Source organism: Synechococcus sp. R5-15 (assembly GCF_047462035.1).
In the GTDB taxonomy this organism is placed as follows: Bacteria; Cyanobacteriota; Cyanobacteriia; order Thermostichales; family Thermostichaceae; genus Thermostichus.
In genome coordinates this window covers 1-20,915 of the sequence record NZ_JANSIK010000095.1, presented here as the reverse complement: position 1 = coordinate 20,915, position 20,915 = coordinate 1, and the positions used below count along the sequence as shown (strand labels likewise).

16 protein-coding genes are annotated in these 20,915 nt (G+C 58.3%); 7 read left to right on the top strand and 9 right to left on the bottom strand.

The window, feature by feature from the left end; translation table 11 throughout:
- Positions 1-238 precede the first annotated feature (238 nt).
- Positions 239-1,681 (top strand): UDP-N-acetylmuramoyl-L-alanine--D-glutamate ligase, encoded by a 1,443-nt coding sequence (gene murD, locus NW839_RS08775; RefSeq protein WP_414350757.1) that lies wholly within the window; start codon positions 239-241, stop codon positions 1,679-1,681.
- Positions 1,626-2,750, top strand: a complete 1,125-nt coding sequence (locus tag NW839_RS08770; RefSeq protein WP_414350754.1) for an FtsW/RodA/SpoVE family cell cycle protein — start codon at positions 1,626-1,628, stop codon at positions 2,748-2,750. Before murD ends, NW839_RS08770 begins: the two co-directional genes overlap by 56 nt.
- A 148-nt stretch (positions 2,751-2,898) precedes the next feature.
- On the opposite strand, the gene NW839_RS08765 is transcribed toward NW839_RS08770, so the two are convergent.
- Both NW839_RS08765 and NW839_RS08760 read right to left on the bottom strand, forming a co-directional pair.
- Positions 2,899-3,093, bottom strand: coding sequence for a hypothetical protein (locus tag NW839_RS08765; protein WP_414350751.1), 195 nt, complete (start codon positions 3,091-3,093; stop codon positions 2,899-2,901).
- Positions 3,094-3,208: 115 nt separating this feature from the next.
- Positions 3,209-3,820, bottom strand: a complete 612-nt coding sequence (locus NW839_RS08760; RefSeq protein ID WP_414350748.1) for a hypothetical protein — start codon at positions 3,818-3,820, stop codon at positions 3,209-3,211.
- Between the two features lie 331 nt (positions 3,821-4,151).
- On the opposite strand from NW839_RS08760, the gene NW839_RS08755 reads away from it, so the two are divergent.
- Positions 4,152-4,331 carry a hypothetical protein gene (locus NW839_RS08755; protein WP_011431964.1) on the top strand — a complete coding sequence of 60 codons (180 nt, stop codon included), beginning with the start codon at positions 4,152-4,154 and terminating at the stop codon, positions 4,329-4,331.
- A 204-nt stretch (positions 4,332-4,535) separates the two neighbouring features.
- Here the strand turns inward: NW839_RS08755 and NW839_RS08750 are convergent, their stop codons facing one another.
- A complete protein-coding gene (locus tag NW839_RS08750; RefSeq protein WP_414350746.1) occupies positions 4,536-6,122 on the bottom strand; it encodes an NAD(P)H-quinone oxidoreductase subunit 4 in 1,587 nt (528 codons plus the stop codon).
- A 118-nt stretch (positions 6,123-6,240) separates the two neighbouring features.
- On the opposite strand from NW839_RS08750, the gene NW839_RS08745 reads away from it, so the two are divergent.
- The gene (locus tag NW839_RS08745) at positions 6,241-6,411 is read left to right on the top strand and encodes a hypothetical protein (protein ID WP_414350743.1); all 171 of its coding nucleotides are present in this window, start codon (positions 6,241-6,243) and stop codon (positions 6,409-6,411) included.
- Here NW839_RS08745 and pdhA read toward each other — a convergent pair.
- Complete coding sequence (pdhA, locus tag NW839_RS08740) at positions 6,379-7,380, bottom strand: pyruvate dehydrogenase (acetyl-transferring) E1 component subunit alpha (protein WP_414350741.1); 1,002 nt, start codon at positions 7,378-7,380, stop codon at positions 6,379-6,381. The genes NW839_RS08745 and pdhA overlap by 33 nt on opposite strands.
- A 326-nt stretch (positions 7,381-7,706) precedes the next feature.
- Here pdhA and NW839_RS08735 point away from each other — a divergent pair, with 326 nt between their 5' ends.
- From NW839_RS08735 to NW839_RS08725, 3 genes are all read left to right on the top strand, one after another.
- Positions 7,707-8,519, top strand: a complete 813-nt coding sequence (locus NW839_RS08735; RefSeq protein WP_414350739.1) for a phosphatidate cytidylyltransferase — start codon at positions 7,707-7,709, stop codon at positions 8,517-8,519.
- Positions 8,520-9,317: 798 nt separating this feature from the next.
- Positions 9,318-12,056 (top strand): valine--tRNA ligase, encoded by a 2,739-nt coding sequence (locus NW839_RS08730; RefSeq protein ID WP_414350735.1) that lies wholly within the window; start codon positions 9,318-9,320, stop codon positions 12,054-12,056.
- 246 nt (positions 12,057-12,302) lie between these two features.
- Entirely contained in the window at positions 12,303-12,626 is a 324-nt protein-coding gene (locus tag NW839_RS08725) for an RNA recognition motif domain-containing protein (protein WP_011431969.1), read from the top strand.
- Between the two features lie 231 nt (positions 12,627-12,857).
- Here NW839_RS08725 and cobN read toward each other — a convergent pair whose 3' ends face one another.
- The 5 genes from cobN to NW839_RS08700 form a co-directional block, all read right to left on the bottom strand.
- Complete coding sequence (cobN, locus tag NW839_RS08720) at positions 12,858-15,071, bottom strand: cobaltochelatase subunit CobN (protein WP_414350734.1); 2,214 nt, start codon at positions 15,069-15,071, stop codon at positions 12,858-12,860.
- Between the two features lie 454 nt (positions 15,072-15,525).
- Complete coding sequence (locus NW839_RS08715; RefSeq protein ID WP_414350730.1) at positions 15,526-16,005, bottom strand: gamma-glutamyl-gamma-aminobutyrate hydrolase family protein; 480 nt, start codon at positions 16,003-16,005, stop codon at positions 15,526-15,528.
- A gap of 167 nt (positions 16,006-16,172) precedes the next feature.
- Positions 16,173-17,237, bottom strand: a complete 1,065-nt coding sequence (locus NW839_RS08710; protein WP_414350728.1) for an ABC transporter permease — start codon at positions 17,235-17,237, stop codon at positions 16,173-16,175.
- A 38-nt stretch (positions 17,238-17,275) separates the two neighbouring features.
- Positions 17,276-19,069 carry an ArnT family glycosyltransferase gene (locus NW839_RS08705; RefSeq protein ID WP_414380578.1) on the bottom strand — a complete coding sequence of 598 codons (1,794 nt, stop codon included), beginning with the start codon at positions 19,067-19,069 and terminating at the stop codon, positions 17,276-17,278.
- A gap of 61 nt (positions 19,070-19,130) precedes the next feature.
- Positions 19,131-20,879: a DUF2254 family protein gene (locus NW839_RS08700; protein WP_414350723.1), complete on the bottom strand. Its 1,749-nt coding sequence runs from the start codon at positions 20,877-20,879 to the stop codon at positions 19,131-19,133.
- Positions 20,880-20,915 lie beyond the last annotated feature (36 nt).

Sequence of the window (20,915 nt, the reverse complement as noted above, 5' to 3'; positions counted from 1 at the left end):
ATCCGTACTGAACATATTATACATTATTTTCAGTATAGTTGAGCTTATTATTGACTAGAGTCATGCTCCAGCCTATTCCCAAGTTAGCCATCCAGGCGGCTAGGAAAACTCCATCCACTCCACCAACTGGTTACCCCCATAAGCAAGGGGAGTGTCGAACAAAAACATGCGGGTCAAGGACGTGACCGGTAAGATCCAAGCAGGGATCCCCAAATAAAGAAACGAAGTAGAAACCAACGTGCGACATCAAGTTTTGGGGTTAGGCATTGCGGGGCTGGCGGCAGCGCGGCTGTTGCGGGCCCAGGGCTATGAAGTGCTGGTTTGGGATGAGCAAGATTCCCCTCTTCTCAGACAGCGGCAGGCTGAGCTCAATCAAGAAGGGATCCCGGTTCGGCTGGGGCAGCCTTTTCAACTGGCCGAAGGGGTGAAGCAGGTGGTGGTCAGTCCAGGTATTGCTTGGGATCACCCGCTGCTGCAGGAGGTGCGTCAACAGGGAATCCCGGTGGTGGGGGAGGCGGAGCTGGCCTGGATCTATCTTGACCACCTACCCTGGGTGGGGATCACCGGCACCAACGGCAAAAGCACCACCACAGCTCTGGTGGCGGAGATGTTCAAGGCGGCGGGGCTGCAAGGGATCCCCTGCGGCAACATTGGCCTGCCCCTGTCGCAAGTGGCTTTGGCAACGCTCCAGGGAAAGCTCAAGCCGGATTGGATCGTGGCGGAGCTGAGCAGCTACCAGTTGGAGGCCAGTAGCCGCCTCATGAGCAGCACTCCTGGAGGGCCGCCGCGCATTGGGGTGTGGACCACCTTCACTCCCGATCACCTAGAACGGCATGGGACGCTGGAGCGCTATGCCAGCTTTAAGGCTCGCCTTTTGGATCGGGCCCAGTGGCGGGTGCTCAACGGCGAGGATCCCTACCTGTGCTGCCGCCGGCAGGACTGGGAAAATACCTATTGGACTTCCCTTGTTGCTACCCAAGGCTGTTGTGACCGGGATCCCACCGCAACCGTTGACCTGCGGGAAAACCGCCTCTACATCCAGGGGGAGATGGTGGCGGAGCTGGAGGACTTTGCAGAACGCTGCCCTGGCCAACACAATCTGCAAAACCTGCTCTTGGCGGCAGCAGCAGCACGTCTGGCCGGGATCCCCAACGCTGCCATTCAAAAAGCCATCCGATCTTTTGCCGGCATGCCCCATCGGCTGGAGCGGGTGGCGCAAATCCAGGTGGGATCCACCCCTATCCGCTTTGTCAACGACAGCAAGGCCACCAACTACGAGGCCGGCTGGGTGGCGCTCAACGCCCTTTCCCCACCCATTATTCTGATTGCCGGAGGAAGGGCCAAGCAGGGGGATCCCAGTGCCTGGCTGCAGTTGATTCGGGCCAAGGTGGCCCGCGTGTTGCTGATGGGGGAGTCTGCCCCAGTGCTGGCAGAGGCCCTCCAGGGGATCCACTATACTGACGTTGAGCTGGTGCCAACCCTAGATGTAGCGGTGGAAAGAGCCTTTGCAGCGGCTTGTTCCCTTTCGCGTCAAGCTCAGAGCTTGGGGAAGCCCGCTCAACCCATCACCATTTTGCTGTCCCCCGCCTGTGCCAGTTTTGACCAGTACTCCAGCTTTGAACACCGTGGCAACCATTTCCGAGCCTGCTGCCAAGCCCTCCAGGGATCCCTGGAATGCTGAGGCTCGCTGGCTGCGCTGGCTCACCTTGATCTGGCTGGTGCTGGGGCTGCTGATGCTGTTTTCTGCTTCCTACCCGGTGGCTCAGCGGATCACCGGCGATGGCCTCTACTTTTTCAAGCGCCAATTGCTCTGGGCCGGGTTGGGTCTGGGTTGCTTCTGGGTTCTGGTGCGGATCCCATTGCGGCGCTGGTTCCCCTGGGCCGGGATCCTCTGCTTGCTGGGAGTTGGCTTGGTGTGGGCCACCCAGGTGCCGGGATTGGGGGTTTCCCGCCTGGAGGCCAGCCGCTGGCTGGATTTGAAGGTGATCCCTGTTATCCAGCCCTCGGAATTGCTCAAGCCCCTGTTGGTCTTGCAGGGATCCTGGATCTTTGGCCGCTGGTTTCACCATCCTCCCTGGTTCCGCATCCTCTGGGTGGTTATCTTCGCCTTTGCGCTCTTGGGGATCCTCGCCCAGCCCAACCTGGGCACCACGGCCATCTGCGGCCTTACCCTCTGGGTCATGGCTTGGACCGCCGGGATCCCAGCTTTCACCCTTTTGGTTACAGCGGGGCTGGGGATTCTGGCGGCTGTGGTGAGCATTCTCAGCAAAGATTACCAACGACGGCGCATCTTGGCTTTTTTGGATCCCTGGGGTAACGCCCAAGGGGATGGCTACCAGCTGGTGCAAAGCCTGTTGGCCATTGGCTCTGGCGGCCTGTGGGGCAAGGGATATGGCCTCTCCCAGCAAAAGCTGTTCTACCTGCCCATCCAATACACCGACTTCATCTTCTCGGTGTATGCAGAAGAGTTTGGCTTGGCCGGATCCCTGTTCTTTCTGGGGTTGCTGACTTTCTACACTCTGCTGGGCTGGCGGGTGATGGGGCGCTGTCGGGAGTTGACCATTCGCTTAGTAGCCTGCGGCTGCCTGATGTTTCTGGTGGGGCAGTCGCTGATGAACATCGGCGTGGTCACCGGGGTTCTGCCCACCACAGGTGTGCCCCTGCCTTTGTTCAGTCATGGCGGCAGCTCTATTCTGGCAGGGCTGATCACAGCAGGATTGTTGGTGCGGGCAGCCCGCGAAGCAGGGTAAAGTAAGGCTGCATGTTGCCAACCCAGCAAAGGGATCCTTTCACGCAAGCAGCAAACCCAGAGGGCCAGGGATCCCTATTGGATTGGTTAGTCTCTGCTTTAGAGCGGCTTCTTATGCAGCAAAACCAAAGCTGAAGTTGAAACCGAGCCTAGATCCAGCCCATTTCATCCAAAACGAGGGTAAACACCGTCGCGCAACAGGCCACCAACAGCGACACATAAGCCGGCTGACCGTGGGCAATGCAAACACCGGCTGCCACCGAAGCGCCCGTAGCAGCGGAAAAGGTGCGACCTGCCCAATTGCCTTTGGAGGGTTTGTCAGAAGGATTGAATTTGTTAAACATTTTTACAGCAGAAAGAGGATACAAAAGGAATAAACTTCATTAGGAAACGGCCTCAGATTATCACCCCCCGACCTGACTCAAGAAGGATCCAAGGCCATTCTCAATATTTCTTCGCTTAGGCTTCAATCTTTCGTAAAATTGCGCTGAGATGCTCATAATCACCCCGCAACAGACAGCTCAACTGCCGACCTGCCTGTAGAAGCCAGTTGCGATCTCGGTTCAGGATTCGGTAAGTTTGGCGAATCACGGCAGCCACCAGCTCATCGGTTGGGATCCCGTTGACCCGTAGCAGGGTGCGCAAAAACTCGAAAGAGCGGCAAAATTCCCTCACTTCCGTATCGGAGCAGAGATAAACCGGCTGGTGAATCTGGGGAGGCCGTGGCGGCAAGTACTGGTAGACTCGTCCCCCGCTGACAAAGCCGACAATGGCCGCGCGAAAATCGGTGCGCAACATGGCAAAAATCTGGGGCTGTTGCTCCCGCAGCTCCTGAGGGGAGAGGCCCAAAGCCCTGGCGCGGTGGACGGTGTCGATGGGGGCGATGGCGGCATAGCAAACCACGCCATAGATCAGGTTGCCGGTCTCTTCGTCTTGGGAGCGCGTCCAACTGCCGAGAGCAGGCATGGGCGGGAAGGTCAGGTGTTCCGGCTCGAAGCACTGGGCCACAAAGGTTGTGGTGTCGGCCTCCACCACTTCTCCAAAAGCAGAGGCAGGCTGGGGGGCTCTCATCGGGATCTCAGACTTCTCAAGGGTTGCTGCTGCAAAGGCCGACGGAGGGAGACAGAGGAGTCAGGAGAAAATGGAATTTTTCCAGGTTTTAAGACTTGTGAAGATAGGGGCATCCCCTTGCCCAACATTTTGCCCCTTTTGCAACGTTTTGTCCGATCCCCGGACGGCAAATCGGCAACTCAACGGCCTATGAGATCCTCATTGCTAAGAAAGTTAGCCGATTTTGGGGATCCCTGCGTAATATATTTTTTCACACGCTCCCGCGCAAATTCGCCATCCTAAATATTAGCCATTCTAAGTATTGAGCAGTTGGCGAGCGGAGGGAGAAACAATGAATGCTCAGCAACGCGGCCAAATCATCGCTTCTGAGTGGATGATCGACAGCCAAAACCCAGTACACTCCATTTCTCGGCTCAAGCGTCGGGCGACCTACTCCGATGTAACCCTCTGGTGGTTGGTGGTGCAACTCAACCTGATGGAACAAAACTCTATCCACACCGATCACCGATAGGATGGACGGCACAAGAACAATCGGCCACAAGAAAATCCCAGCCCAGGGATATCCCGGATCCTAAATCCAATCTTAAAACTTAAAAAAAACAAAAGAAGAGCTGAAAGTTGAGTCGGGTTGCACCTCGAACACCAGCTCTTCTGGACAGAGAAGAAGTAGATAGAGAAAGACCGAACAAAGGGAAGCCGAGCCCTCGACCTCCTTTCAATCCTCCAGGGGCAGAGCTGCCACCTGGGCCGGTTGCACTGGCGAGGGGAAGAAAGGCCGCTGCACGATTTCAGTTGCCAACACACTGCGCAACTGGGCAGCTACCGCCACCGTTGTGACATCGTAGGTTTGGGTAGCCAGGCGTGGGTAGAAGCCAATGCCGAGGATCGGCAACAGCAGACAGAGGGCCACCGCCATTTCCCGCGGGCGCATATCCCCCAGGTAATCTTCCAAAACTAGGCCGGGATCCTGAGCCCCGTAGAACACCTGACGCAGCATGGAGAGCAAGTAAATGGGCGTCAAAATGATACCCACTGCCGCCAGCAGGGCAATTCCCGCTTTGAAGGTCGGCGCATAGGCATCGCTGGTGGTCAAGCCCAAGAACACCGTCAGCTCACCCACAAATCCGCTCATCCCCGGCAGCGCCAGAGAGGCCAGGGAGCCCGCTGTAAACAGGGCAAAAGCCTTCGGCATCTGCTTGGCCAACCCTCCCAACTTGTCGAGGGCAAGGGTGTGGGTGCGCTCGTAGGTGATCCCCGTCAGGAAGAACAGAACCGCGGCAATCAGACCGTGGGAGATCATCTGCAGCACTGCCCCATTGATGCCCAGCTCCGTGAAGGCGGAGATCCCGATCAACACAAAGCCCATGTGGGCAATGGACGAATAGGCCAAGCGCCGCTTGAGATGGTTCTGACCAAAGGCCGCCAACGCCCCGTAAATGATGTTCACCACACCCAACACCGCCAGCACCGGGGCGAAGTACACGTGGGCTTCCGACAACATGCCCACATTCATGCGGATCAGGCCATAGCCACCCATCTTGAGCAGAACTCCCGCCAAGATCATGGAAATGGGAGCAGAGGCTTCGCTGTGGGCATCCGGCAGCCAGGTGTGCAGCGGAAAAATCGGCAGCTTCACCCCAAAGGCAATCAGCAAAGCCGCATAGGCCAACAGCTCCAAGGCCAGTGGGTAAGACTTAGCGCTCAGCTCTGCCATCTCCAGGCTGAAGCCCTCGCCGTAGAAGGCCATCGCCAGGGATCCCACCAAGATAAAAATGGAGGCGGCGGCGGTGTAGAGGATGAACTTGGTGGCGGCGTACTGGCGCTTCGGCCCACCCCAAATGGAGATGAGCAGATAGACCGGCACCAGCTCAATCTCCCACATCAGGAAGAATAGAAGCATGTCCTGCGCCAGAAATACGCCCACCTGGGCGCCGTACATCAGCAGCAGCAGGAAGAAAAACAAACGCGGCTTGTGGGAGAGATTCCAAGCCGCCACAATCGACAGGGTCGTGATCAAACCGGACAGCAATACTAGCGGCAAGGACAGGCCGTCCACCGCCAGCGACCAGTGGAATCCAATTTGGGGCACCCAGGCGTAGCGCTCCGCCAGTTGCAGAGAAAAGTCCTGCAGGTCATAGTGCCGCGCAAAGACATAGGCCATCAGGCCCAAATCAAAAGCCCCCACAGCGAGGGCATACCAACGCACCCAACGGCTCTGGGGGATCAAGGGGATCCCGAAGGCTGCCAGCAGAGGCAAGAGCACCAGCACCGACAGCCAGGGAAACTCAAGAGAATTGCTCATGACCGGGAATAAATACTCATGCTCGATATCTCAATGATATGAAGCTGTGTAAACAAATGGGAAGCGATATTTACAAAAAAATCTGCGCCATCGCGCAGATCTCGAGAAGGTTTCTCCAATGCCAATCATCGAGGATCCTCAAGGGATCCAGCAGGACAGCACTCCGCCAGGTGGATGGGCCACCCGAGTTGGCCAGAGAACCTTGTGGGGATCCCCCGGCAAGCGACTCCCCCGCTACCGGGGAAGTGGCCAGGATCTACTCGTCTTCGGCAAAGACAAAACGGTGTAGCTCGTCCAGGGTTGGCTCTGGGCTTTCCAGAGCAAAAAGAACCGCGTCCTCAATCACGGCGCTGACCTCCGCGTGGATGGCTTGGAAGTCTGCCTCGGACATTAGGTTGTGCTCCAGGGCATAGCGTTCCAGTTGCTTGATGGGATCCCGCTGCCGCCAGAACTCTTTTTCCTCAGGACTGCGCAGCTCGTCAGGGTCGGCCAGAGAATGGCCCCGGAAACGATAGGTGATGCACTCCAGCAAGGTGGGGCCTTCTCCGGCACGGGCGCGGGCGATGGCCTGTTGGGCGGCCTCTCGCACTGCTAGCACATCCATCCCATCCACCTGGTAGCCGGGCATGCCAAAAGCTGGGCCCTTGCGGTAGATATCGGTGTCGGAAGTGGCGCGTTCATGGGCCATGCCAATAGCCCAGAAGTTATTTTCCACCACATAGACGATGGGCAACTTCCAGAGGGCGGCCATGTTGAGGCACTCGTAAAACTGGCCGTTGTTGCAGGCTCCATCCCCAAAGAAGCAGGCGGTTACCTGGTCAGTGCCCCGATATTTGGCAGAAAAAGCAGCCCCCGTCGCCACTGGGATCCCTTCGGCCACAAAGGCATAGCCCCCCAAGAAATTGTGCTCCGCCGAGAAGAGGTGCATGGAACCACCCCGACCCTTGCTGCAGCCGGTGGCCTTGCCGAACAACTCTGCCATGACCGCCCGCGGCGGGATCCCGGTGCTGAGGGCATGCACATGATCGCGGTAGGTGCTGCACACGTAGTCGGTGGGCTTGAGCGCCTTGATCACCCCCGTAGAGACGGCCTCTTGGCCGTTGTACAGATGCACAAAGCCGAACATCTTGCCCTTGTAGTACATTTCGGCGCACTTGTCTTCAAACAGGCGGCCCAGCACCATGTCTTCATAAAGAAGACGAGCCTCTTCGGCAGAAATGCGAGCAGTTGTGGAGCGCGAAGTAAGTTCTTGAACCATGCTGCGGTGCAACGAATCAGAGGTATCTTAGGCGGTCAGCAGTGAGCTTTGCGGTTTGCCCATTATCTCATGCTCCAGTCTGTCTGCCACCTTACCTGGAAATCCCATCCTGCAGGGCCGAAAGCGGTTGTTTCGAGGCCAAGGGAGTTAAACTGAAAGGCTAGGGCAAGAGGCGTTTCCATTGCAGCAGCCGCATCAGGACTCCGTCCCGCAAACGCGAATCTTGAACACCAGAGGGGGGGTTTCTTCTGCTCTCGGCTTGGACGTCGATCTGCTGGAGCCGGGGGCAAGAGGTATTTGGCCAGCCAACGTGACGGGGTGCGCCCATGGGAGCCCGTTGGGTTAGCGGTTTTGCGGCGGTGTTGTTTGCGTTGGCGGTCACCCTGCTAGGGGGCTGGTATTTTACTGCAGCCATTGGGCTAATCATTTTTTTGGCCCAGTTGGAGTTTTTTCGCTTGGTGCAAGCCAAAGGCAATGCGCCGGCCATGCGCACCACCATGTTTTCCAGCCAGGTGCTGGTTGTTTTACAGCAGGTCAAGCCGGAATGGACGAGCCCTGCTTTTATTGTGGCGGGATCCATCATCTGTTTTTATTTGCTCTTTAAGCCCAAGGTGGCCACCATTGCCGATATTGCCACCTCGATTTTGGGGTTGTTCTACTGTGCGTTGCTGCCCAGCTTCTGGATTCGGGTCAGGGCCTTGTCTTTTGCGCAAGGGCTGGGCGAAGGGCTATGGATTACGCTGCTGGCCATTGGCTGCGTGATCGCCGCAGATGTAGGGGCCTACCTGTGTGGTCGGGCCTTTGGGCGCACCAAGCTCTCCATCCTCAGCCCGAAAAAGACGGTGGAAGGGGCGGTAGCCGGGATTGCCGCCAGCATGACCCTTGCGGTGGTTGGAGCCTATTACCTGGGCTGGCCGTGGAGCTGGTTGAGTGGGGGCATTCTGGGGTTTTTGATTGGGTTAACCAGCCTGCTGGGAGATCTCACAGAATCTCTGATGAAACGGGATGCAGGGGTGAAAGATTCCGGGGATCTGATCCCGGGCCACGGTGGCATCTTGGATCGGGGAGACAGCTATGTGTTCACCGCGCCACTGGTGTTTTACTTCATGGAATGGCTCAACGCTTACTCTGGGCTCTAGAGCCATCTCGTAAGCCTGCCAAAACCCAAGAACGCACACCAGTTACAAGTGGAGGAGTCCTCAATTCAAAATGGCTTGGCACTCGGGAGCCTCTAAAAACTCGTCCGGCGAAATGAGGTATCCTGGAGGCGCAGTCACAGGCACGAACCCCTCCAAGTTCAACTCGGTTTCGTCGTAAACCACCAGTTGGCTGATACTGAAAGTGTGATGTTTGTATACCTCTACCTCGAGAATGCGGGCTTTTCGCTGGATAATCCAAGGGGTCTCCCCTTCTAGTTCAGAAGGGGCCAGAGGGCGATCTAGGCCAAACACGAACTCTCCACTTCGACCGACGAGAATTGCCTCCAGGCTACCGGGCTTTCCTGCACCTACAAAGCAAAAAAAGTAGTCAGAGTGCGGGGTAAAATACAGGCCTATCAGGGGTAGTAGAGGCGGCCAGGATTGTTCATCCGGATGAAGGCGAGCACTGAAGCAAGCTTCATAACCTGCCAGAGAGCCTGGTTCAAAAGGCTCCCCACGACAAAGTAGGATGTCTCTCTCTGATCTCTTCCAGTCCTGTTGCGCCAAGGCAGGGATCCCAGGGGATAGAGCCATCAGGGCCATCAGGACCGTTGCCGTCAATGATCTGGACATAACGCCGTACCCAAAGCTGAGGATGGTAGTACCCTAGCTCGAAATCCCTCTCTAGCCGTGTGATCGGGGTCAAGACCGATGGGCCACTCTACCCCGAAGGGCAAAGGGTTGAACTGCTACTCTATAAAGTGATTCATCCTTCTCAGCCGTTGGCCTATTCTCCCCATGACTGCTGCAATTTCCTCCGCCAACCTGCCCAGCCAGTACAACCCCTTCGAGACCGAGCCGAAGTGGCAGCGCTTTTGGGAAGAGAAGGGCTTTTATGTGGCGGATCCCAAGGCGCCGGGAGAGGCTTTTAGCATGGTGCTGCCCCCTCCCAATGTGACGGGCAACCTGCACATGGGCCATGCCTTTGCCTTTACCCTGCCGGATGTGGTGACGCGCTACAAGCGCATGCGCGGCTACAACGTGCTCTGGCTGCCCGGCACAGACCATGCCAGCATCGCCGTGCACACCATCCTGGAAAACCAACTGCGCCAAGAGGGCAAGACCCGCTTCGATCTGGGCCGCGAGGCTTTTCTGGAGCGAGCTTGGGCTTGGAAGGAGCAGTCGCAGGGAGCTATCAAGAGCCAATTGCGGCGGCTGGGTCTCTCGCTGGACTGGACGCGGGATCGCTTTACCCTCGACGAGGGGCTGAGCCGGGCGGTAACCGAGGCGTTTGTGCGGCTATACGAGGCGGGGTTGATTTACCGGGGCGAGTATTTAGTGAACTGGTGCCCGGCCACCCAGTCGGCGGTGTCAGACATTGAGCTAGACGACAAAGAGGTCAAGGGCCACCTGTGGCATTTTCGCTATCCCTTGGCCGAGGATCCCAGCCAGTATCTGGTGGTGGCCACCACTCGGCCCGAGACCATGCTGGGGGATACGGCGGTGGCGGTGAACCCCCAAGACGAGCGCTATTGCCATCTCATCGGCCAGTTCATTCGCCTGCCCATTAAAAATCGCCTCATCCCCATCATTGCGGATGAGTATGTGGATCCCTCCTTTGGCTCCGGGTGTGTGAAAATTACCCCGGCCCACGACCCCAACGACTTTGAAATCGGCAAACGGCACCAATTGCCCTTCATCAACATCCTCAATAAAGACGGCACCCTCAACGAAAACGGGGATCCTTTCACCGGCCTAGATCGCTTTGTGGCCCGAGAAAAGGTGGTGCAGTGGTTTGCCGAACATGGCCTGCTGGAGAAGGTGGAGGACTACACCCACACCGTTCCCCACAGCGACCGCGGCGGCGTGCCCATCGAGCCTTTGCTTTCCATTCAGTGGTTTTGCGATGTCTCGGGGATGGGGGCTCGCTGTTTGGAAGAGGAATACCAACGAAATAGCCCCCGCTTTATCCCTGAGCGCTGGACCAAAGTCTACACGGGCTGGCTGGAAAAGCTGCGCCCCTGGTGCATTTCTCGGCAGTTGTGGTGGGGCCATCAGATCCCAGCTTGGTATCCAGTCCTCAATGGCCAGCTTCTCGAGGATCCCCAAGCTTTTGTGGTGGCCCGCAACGGCGAGGAAGCGCTGCTCAAGGCACGGGAAAAGTTTGGCCCAGAAGTTGAGCGGGTGGAACAGGATCCCGATGTGCTGGATACCTGGTTTAGCTCTGCTCTGTGGCCCTTTTCAACCCTGGGCTGGCCGGAAGAGACCGAGGATTTCAAACGCTACTATCCCAACTCCCTGATGTCCACGGGCTTTGACATCATTTTCTTCTGGGTGGCCCGCATGGCCATGATGGGATCCCAATTTACCGGCCAGATTCCCTTCAAAGACGTGTACATCAATGGCCTGGTGCGGGATGAGCACGGGGCGAAAATGTCCAAAACCAAGGGAAATGGCATCGATCCCCTGGAGCTGCTGGACAAATACGGCACCGACGCCCTGCGCTATGCCCTGGTCAAGGAGGTGGTGGGGGCAGGGCAGGATATCCGCCTGGCCTACGACCGCAAGACGGGGGAGAGCGCCAGCGTGGAGGCCGCCCGCAACTTTGCCAATAAGATCTGGAACGCCTCCCGCTTTGTGCTCATCAACTTGGAGGGACAGACCCCCGCCCAGCTGGGATCCCCTGCCCCCGAAGCGCTGGAGCTGGCCGATCGCTGGATCCTGTCGCGGCTGCACTCCACAGCCACCCAAGTCATCGCCGAGCTGGAAGCCTATGGCCTGGGCGAGGGGGCGCGCCTGCTCTACTCTCTCATTTGGGATGACTTTTGCGACTGGTACATCGAGCTGGTCAAGCCCCGGCTGCGGGGAGAAGACCTGGCTTCCAAACGCGCAGCGCAGCAGGTGCTGGCCACCGTTTTGGAAACCATTCTCAAGCTGCTGCACCCCTGGATGCCCCACATCACCGAGGAGATCTGGCAGCTGCTCACCCAGGCCAACCAAACCACCTCTATCTCCGTGCAGCCCTATCCCACCCCAGATCCCAGTTGGATCGACCCTCAACTGGAGCGGGAGTTTGGCTTGGTGATCCAAACCATTACCAGCCTGCGCAACCTGCGGGCAGAAACCGGCCTCAAGCCCCATCAGACCATCAGGGCCCTTTTGCTCACTACCGATCCCGCCGAGCAGCGGATCCTGACGGCTGCCCAAGCTTATATCCGGGATCTGGTTAAGGCCGAGGCTTTGGAGATTACGGGATCCCTGGCCACGGAGCCCAAACAGGTGGCGGCTGCAGTGGTGGGCACGGTGCAGGTGCTGATGCCCTTGGCAGGACTGGTGGATGTGGAAGCGCTGCGGGCCAAGCTGCAAAAAGACCTGGCCAAGCTGGAAAAAGAGGCCCAAGGGATCCGCGCTCGCCTAGAGAACCCCAATTTTCTCAACCGGGCCAACCCTGAAGTGGTGCAAGCCAGTCAGGAGCAACTGGCGGAGCTGGAAGCCCAGATGAGGTTACTGGGATCCAGGCTGGAGAAGCTGGGCTGAGGTGGCGTCAGCGCAGGTAGGGCAGCGGAGTGTTTGGGCCGGGCCAGTTGGGGTGTGAAGGCAATGTCCCCAGAATTTCGCGAAATCGAAGTGGTGAACCCCTGCTTCTGTGTTAGGATAGAAGCTGAGATTGTTATCGGTTGTAGTGCTCGTTTCTTCTGGTCTTGACGGATTTTCACGTTTTGTATTGGCAGACGGCTCTCCGAACATCTCACCCTTTGTTACTCTCTCTTTCGGAGATCGTCTATGTCGATTTATGTTGGCAACCTTTCCTTTAAGGTGACAGAAGCGGATTTGACCGCTGTTTTTGCTGAGTACGGTTCTGTCAAGCGGGTGCAAATCCCCACTGACCGCGAGACAGGCCGCATTCGGGGCTTCGGGTTTGTGGAAATGAGCTCTGAAGCAGAGGAGCAAGCTGCCATTGCTGCGCTGGATGGGGCGGAATGGATGGGGCGCGACCTCAAGGTGAACAAAGCTCGCCCGCGAGAAGAACGCCCCACCTCAGGTTTCCGCTCTGGTAACGCGAACAGTGGCGGCGAGCGGCGGCGGAGTTTTCAATCTCGCTATTGAAACGCCTGCTGAGGCTTCCCGGTGCTGGGAAAGGGATTCTCAGTTGAGCTTGTTTTGAAGCGCAGCACCAGGATCCAGCCGTCTCTCTAGGTTGCTTCAATTTTTGTTCAAGTGGTAGCTCAGGAGGAGTTGAGAGGGGATCCCAATCAACTCCTTTTGAATCTCTCACCGCCGACCTCTCTCTCAGAGGGAGAGGGGAGCTAAGGCAGACCGTATTTGAAACTGGAATAGCTACTGGGCTGGCGGTTTGTCTGGCCAGGGATCCGTTAGATCGGCGGTCAAGGGATCCCAGTCCCATCCCCAATCGCGGGCAATGGCCTGAGTAATCCCCAGTTGCCCGTGGCCAGGGTAGCGGGCCAGGGCTACCACCAGATCAACAAGCTGCTCACCGGCAGGGATCCGGCCAAAGATGTGCAGCCCATCGCGAATCTGGGATTCTTTTAGCTCGCAAAGATAGCCATCCAGGCGATTCCAATCTTCTTCTTTTTCCAGGTTGAACTGTTGGTCTAGATGCTCTGCTCGAACCAGCTCCTGAATCTGGGTGCGAATCAGGGGACAACGACTGGGATCCAACTGTTGGGCCTGCACGTACTCATCCATCAGCCGTTCCAAATCCGCCAGGGGGCCGTACAGCTCAGCACGAGTAAGGGGCGGGGTGAGGTGGTCGATAATCACTGCCTGGGCTCGCCGCTTGGCCTGGGATCCCTCTCCCGGATCGTTGACAATGAAGGGGTAGAAGTGGGGCAGCGGCCCCAGGGCCATCTCCGGGTAGCAGGTGGCGGAAAGGGCGGATCCCTTGCCGGGCAGCCATTCCAGGTTGCCGTGCTTGCCCACATGCACCACCGCTTGAGTGCCGAAGACCTGCCGCAACCACAGGTAAAAAGCCAGGTACTCATGGGGGGGCACCAGATCCGGGGCATGGTAGTTCAAGGACGGATCCCGGTCATAGCCTCGCGGGGGCTGAATGCCAACAAAAACGTGCCCCAACTGGAGACCGGCGATGGGGATGTTTTGGGCGGGCGGATTCCCCCATTGCTGAATGAGGTTGGCTTGGATGGGCTCAGGCAGGTGGGCAAACCAATCTCGATAAAGGGCAGCAGAAAGGCATTGCCGAGCCGGGCGCAGGGATCCCAAGGGGTCGTAGGTCTGGCCTTCGGTTAGCCAATGGATGAGTTCATCTCCAGTCTGGGGCAGGGGATCTACTGAGTAGCCAGCTCCCGCCAAAGCTTTGAGAATTTCCACACAACTGGCAGGGGTATCCAGACCCACCCCATTGGCCAGTCGCCCGTCCCGACTGGGGTAGTTGGCCAGGATCAAAGCCAGTCGCCGCTGGGAAGGGGGGGTACGCCGCAGTTTCACCCAGTTGGCTGCCAGATCTGCTACAAACTCCACCCGATCCGGCACAGCCGCATAGGCCACCACCTCCGTTTGCAACCGGGGATCCCGCTGTTGAACCGCTTTGAAGGAAATGGCGCGGCTGATGATGCGCCCATCCACCTCCGGCAAAGCCACATTCATGGCCAGATCCCGCGCCCCCAATCCCCGCGTGGAGTCCTCCCAGCTCTGCCGGGATCCGCTGCTAAGGATTACCTGCAAAACGGGCACATCCAATTCCTGCCACAGGCTTACATCGGGCTGGTGGCTGTCCAACCGCGCCAGAGAAAAGCTGGTGGTGTTGAGCAACAGGTCAATCTGGCTGCCAAAGTGATCCCGAATGGCCTGGGGCAAGTCGGGATCTTGAAGGCTGTAGGTGTAAAGGCACAGAGGCTGCAGCCCCCGCTCCACCAAGGCTTTTGCCAATTGATCCACCGGCTCTGTATTCCCCGCCAGAACATGGGCCCGGTAGAGTAAAATCCCCACCTTGGGAGCTTGGGGATCCGTCGGCGAGGCTACGGGAGGTTGGTAGATCCCAAGACGAGGCAACCCTTGTGGATCCGGCGCCGAATATTGGCCCCCTAGGAACTCCCCAGCCAGCAACAGCAGACAGGCAGCCACATTCTCCGCTCCCCCCTCCAGCCAGTACCGCCACACCCGATCCGCCACCGCCAGGGGCACAGTGGAATGGCTCACCAAATCCCAGTCGGGGCGATCGTCCCCAGGAATGACGATCAGGGTGGATCCCTCCTCGGCGGCCACCTGCTTGGCTACCTCCAGGCCATAGCTCCAGTAGGCCCTTCCCCCCAACAGGCGAAGGAGCACCACCTGCGCCCGCCGCAGCACCCTCTCGGCATAGTCATCCAGGCTTAGGGGCTGTTGCAACTGCAACAAATTGGCCGCCCGCACCGCCGGAAAATCGCCGGGCAACAGGCGCAGGGCTGCGCTCAAGGCCGTGAGATCCGTATCGGCTGCCGAGAGAACAACAATGGGAGCGGGATCCTGCTCCAAGAAAATGACGCCGGCTTGGGAAGGATCCCATCCCCCTGGCAAAGCAGCTATTCGGTGCATGGCCGCTCTCCCAAGGGAAGGAAGCTCAGGCTTAGCGACTGTACTTGAAGCACAGAAGCACCCCAGCTCCCAGCGCTCAACTGGTCAGGAAGGGCTCCCGTAGTGGTTCCCGCTACCCAAGCATTGCCCTGTCCAAAGTGCTCCGCACCGCTGGCGCGAAAGTGCTCCGCACCGCTGGCGCGATCGACAGCAATAGAGTCAGCCACCTCATTCGCAGGAGTTCCGAACTGGCGAGCCCACTCGATTGAATGCGAACCGTAGGCTCTCAGAAGAATTGAACTGGCAAAAAAAGTTAAAGCACTTGCGAAAACTACCCTGCCCACCCTTTTTTTCATATCCTTCAAGTCCCCCCTTGCCGACTAGGGCAGCACCGCCTAGAGCCTAGCATGGGGCAGCTTTCTGCTGGCTACTGGGGTGTTGAGCTGCCGCAGAGGGATCCCGCCCTGGCAAAGCCTCAGCCTAACGAGCGTATTTGAGTACCAAGACATCTTTCATGCCCGCAAGGACTCCGTCCCGCTACCGCGAACAGCTTGCCGCCACTGACCACATTTAACAATTGCATCCCCCGGCAAATGCCTAAAACAGGGATCCCCTGGGCCAGCACGGCCTGAGCCAAGGCCACCTCAAATCGATCCCGCTCCGCGTTCACATAGCGCACCTGGGGATGTTGCGGATCCTCTCCAAAGGACTCCGTCCCGCTACCGCGAAAGGTGCTGGGGCAGAGGTCGCCGCCACCGGTCAACACCAGGCCATCCATCCAAGACAGCAAAACCTGGGGCTCGCTTTCGCCTGGGGGAAAAAGAACAGGGATCCCTCCGGCAGCACGAATGGCATCCACATAGCGGCCTGGCGCTACAAAGTCTCCCTCGTCATTGCGGTTGCAGGTGGTAACGCCGATGAGCGGTCGATTTGAAAAAGGGGATGTCCGATTCATCCTTCTACGATAGCCTCATTTCCCGATGTTGATGGTGCTATGCCTACGGCAGAGGAACCGCACCACTGTCCTGAGCAGAAAAATCCAAAGTTTTCCCCCGCGATAGGAGTTAAATCTCGTTGTTGCGCAACGCTAACGCAAAGGGATCCCAGAAATCGCCGAAGCCATTAACCTTTCCCAAGGAAGTAGCGGCGGCTGATCCCTTGGGCCAGCAAGACGAACAACACCAGGGATCCCTGAATCACACCGGCCAAAGAAGACTCCAATTGCAAAGAGAGAGGCAGTTGCAAGCTGCCGATGTTAAGACTGCTGAAGAAAAAGGCAATCGGCAAAATCAGCAGGGGGTTAAAGCCTGCCAGCATCACCACCAACAAGGCCAGAAAGCCCAAATTGCTGGAGATATTGGGGATGAGGCGATGGAACAGAGCCAACACCTGCAAGGCGCCCGCCAGCCCTGCTAAGCCCCCACAGCAGGCAAATGCCATGAGCAACCTGCGGGTAGCCGGGATCCCCAACCGGAAAGCAGCTACAGGGTTTTTCCCCACCGCCCGCAACTGCAGGCCGAAGCGAGTGTTGCCCACCACCAGCACCGTCAGGGCCAAAGCCAACAGGGCCAGCAGCAACGCCACCGGACTGGCCTCTGACCGCCCCCAGGTGGGCAACCACAGACGGGGATCCAACACTTCCGTCCCGCTCATGGAAGCCACCCCCGGCCTTTTCCAAGGGCCGAAGATCAGGTAGAGCACCCAACCTTGGGCAACAAAATTCAGCCCCAGCCCAGCGAAGATCTCGTTGACCCGCCCCCACACATTCAGGATCCCAGCCAACAGGCCCCAGCCCGCCCCCCCCAGGATCCCGGCCAAAAGCGCCAAGGTAATGACCAGTGACGGCGGCAACCATCCCGCTTCCAGACGCACCAGAAACGTGGCCGCAATTGCCCCGACCACCATTTGCCCTTCGATGCCCAAGTTGTAGAGACCGGCAACAAACGTAAACACCAGCCCACAGCAGCAGAGGACAAGGGGAGCCAGCGTTGCCAAAACCCGGCCAAACTGAGCTTCAGTGCCGAAGGCCCCCTGCCACATGCTGGCCGCCACCTGGAGAGGTGAAGCCCCCGCCAGCAGGATCACCCCCGCCACAAATAGCAGCGCTGCCAGCCAAGCCAATCCCTGGATTACCCAGGTACGCTCTAGAGACACCCACGACCGGCCCGATTCCGCTATTCCCGCCATAACACTTCCTAGGATTCTTAAACTTAAGATTTTTAAACTCAAAGAGGCTCCCCGCTGCCCTGCTCCAAGAGGGGATCCAAACGGCGCACCAGTTGCCAGCCCTCCACCGCCGCTAGAGGTTGTAACCCCAAATCCCGGATCTCCACCTGTTCTGCCTGCACCGGAGATACCCAAAGGTAGTCTCCATGCTCCCCTCGTCGCAGAGCCTGATCATCCACCCATCTCCCCGGATTAGGGGTATAAAAAGCGATGGCCTGGGCCTGACAGACATCCGGCAAGCCGCTGCGGCCAATATCCACCACCGTCTCCCCAGCCTCTGTCGAGGACTCCGTCCGAATAGCGCGAACGGACGGGGGCAGCATCTGGCTCCAATCCATGCGGGCAAAAGCAGGGCTGAAGTTGCCGAAATCAGGCCGCAAGACGATGGTGATCATGGCGAGGATCCCGGCCAACAAGAGGGTTCCCACCCACAGACTGCCGGCACAGCGCAACACCCGCCGCCAACTCCAGATCCCCGGCAGCAAGAGGTACAAAAGACCCATCGCCACCAGCGGCCAAGCATGAGGCTGTAGGAGCTCCAGACCGTCTACACCTAGCCGGACGGCCACCCCCAAACCCAACAGCAACAGCCCCACCGCTGCCAGTCCCCAAGAGATCACCTGAGCCAGACGGGGCTTTAAGTGCAAGGACTCCGTCCCGCTAACGCGATCCGCACCGCTGACGCGACCCCGCATAGCCAACGCTTGATCCAAGGCTACCCCGGCCAAGAGAGCCAGCCAGGGGTAAAGCTGCACGGTGTAGTAGGGGGTTTTGGTGGGATAAAGCTGCAACAACAACAACAGCAGCAGGGGGAAAGACCAGATCAGCAGCGTGGATCCCGGCTGCTGGCGCACCAGGAGAAAGCCACCCACCAAAGCCAAAACCGTCCACGGGAAGCCATGAACGGGAATGTGCCAAAAGTAGTACCAGCCGGTGGCATCCGCATGGAAGGGCTCTTGCCCCAGATCCCACACCTTCCCCACCAGGGTGGTCAGCACCTGTGGGCCATACACCTGCATGGCTGGACCTAGCCAGAGGCCAAAAATCCCCAAGCCCAGCCCAAGCGCCAGCCAAAATGGGGCGGATCCCATCCAGCGGCGCCGTTGCTGCACGAGATAGGGGATCAAAGCCGCCCCCGGCAGCAGGATCATGGCACTTTTCATCAGCAGGCCCAGCCCGAAGGCCACTCCGGTTAGCCAAAACCAAACCCTGTGGCCGCGGATACCGTTGACCAGCCCCAGGATCCCCAGCAGCTCCAGAAAGGTCAAGGGCACATCCTGCCCCACCAGCCGCCCCTGCTGCACCCAGAGGTAGCACAGGGGCAAAACCGCCATCCCCAAAAAGGCCGCCCGCATCGGCAAAAAAAACCACCCAATCCAACCCACCAGGGGAATGGAGAGCAAAGCAGCGAGGATCCCTGGCAGCCGCGCTGCCCACTCGTTTACCCCGTACAGGGCAAAACTGAGGGCCACGCTCCAGGTGAGCAGAGGGGGTTTCTCGAAAAAAGGCTCCCCCAAAAAAGTGGGCCCCAGCCAATGCCCTCCCCGCAGCAGCTCGCGGGCCATTTGGGCATAAAAGCTCTCGTCGCAGCCAGCCAAACTGGGATCCGCCCCCGAAAGCACAAACAGAGGCACTGCCAGGCCCATGACTAGTAGGCTTAGGCCCCAAAAGGGCACTAGGTGCGGGTCGCGGCGAAACTGAACGAAGGAGCTGGATCCCGGCAGGGATCTGCGGCTAGGAGAACTGCCCAGACGGTTGGGGTTGCCGAAAGGACGCATGGGACAAGTCAGCAAGGGGCGGCTCTAACCAGACTAGACAAGGACTCCGTCCCGCTTACGCGAGCGGCAGAATTTTTTAGGGAAGCTCCAGAGATCCAGAGGAGCTTTTCAGCTTATCTGCCGGCAAGGTTAAGCCCTGAAACCAGCTAAAAAACTGCTCGGCATAGGGCCAAAGAGCGGGCTCCAAGTAGTAGAAGTTCTCCCCCCGGTCGGTAAACTCCCAAAACTCTGCAGCCGTAGAGAGCAGCTCTTGGTGGATGCTCTGTAGGCGCGCCAGGGGCTCGTGCTGCATATCCTGATAGATCAGCCTGGCCCAGTCCTCCCGGCCACGACTGAGGAAATAGGCTGCCAAGCGGACTTGGGTTTTGCGGATCCCACGCAGGGTGGTTTCCTGTTGCTCGCTTTCGGGATCCTGATCCAGACGTAACAAGGCTTGCACAATGGCTTCCGTTGTTTCAGAGCCCAGAGCACAGCTCGACTGGGCCAACATTCCCAGATCAAAGCCAAAGGTTTCAGATAGGAAAAAGAGGCCAGCTTTGTAGGCAATTAAGCTGTAGTAGCGAAAGTAGCCAACAATCTGCAAGACCAGAGCCGACTGGCGGTGTTGTAGGGCTGCCTCGGCCAACAAACGGTATTGCTTGAGCAGGTTGTAGCCGCTGCGGATGTCTCGCGCGTTGATGACGGCCCGCAGATAGGTATTGAAAAACTTGATCACCCACCCCGCTACCGTGAGTTGTTGGGTTTCCAGGGCGCGGATCCCCAGCTCCCGGCTGTGAATGGCCACCAGGGTGCTCGCCTGGCGCATGCCGTTTAGCCCTTCGGCAAATAAGGCTTGATACTGCCGCAGGATCTTCAGCTCCAGCCAGGATCCTTCTGCCTCGATCCGGCCCAGCAGGCCCCTATCCACCGAAGCAAAGTCCGGATCCCGCCACAGAGCTGGAGTAAGGAGAAACCAGGCAGGGGGCAGTTGTGCTTTGTGAGCGGCATAGAAGACCCATAGAGACTTCAGGCTATCCAAGGCTTCCAAGAGAATGCTTCCCTCCTGTTGGCGGAGAGCGCTGGTGGCGATGCTTTTGATCTCATCGAGGGCAGACAGGCAGCGCTGATGAGCTGTCACGCAAGGTTCTGGCGCAGAGGGCTGCTGCCAGGAGAAACGGCGCTGTTCGGAGCTGGAGGTAGATCCCAGTCGTCTGGAAAGTGCTCCGCACCGCTGACGCGAACGTCGGGATCTGGAAGCAAGGGATCCCAGGATGGCCTGCCGCACTTGCTGCTCAATGCGATGGATAATCGAAGCCGGCTGCAAAAAGTGAAACACGAAGCGAAAGTAGGGGATCAGCATCAAAAACGAAGCTGTGCCCAGCAGCAGATTCAGCCCGACGAGCAACCCTGGAGGGTGTTGCTCCGCAACGCCAACACGAACGTAAAAGCCCAGGGCTGCCGAACTCCACAAACTGACCACATTGGCCAAAATCAGGAAAAAGAAGAGGTAGAAATTGACTTTCTCGCGCAAAAACAGCTCCGTGACCTTTGGCGTGAAGCGATCCGCGCTCAACTGCACCACAATGGCCACCACCGAGAGGGTAAAGCCCAACACTCCCGACAACACTTGGGCCAAGGTGGTTACAAATTCCTGCAAAGCTTCTGTATCCTGCGTGGATCCCGCCCGAACCAGGTTCAACCCGCTCTGGATCCAGCGATGCCCGCTCCAGGCCCAAAGCAAACCTGCCCCCACCACTGCAGCACTCCAGGGCAGAAAGCGGGGGCGACGCCCAACAAAGCCTGGATCTGTGTGTCTGATACATTTACGCTGAACACTGCTGAACATCACTGTTCAACTATGCAGCGATAGCATTCTGTTTGT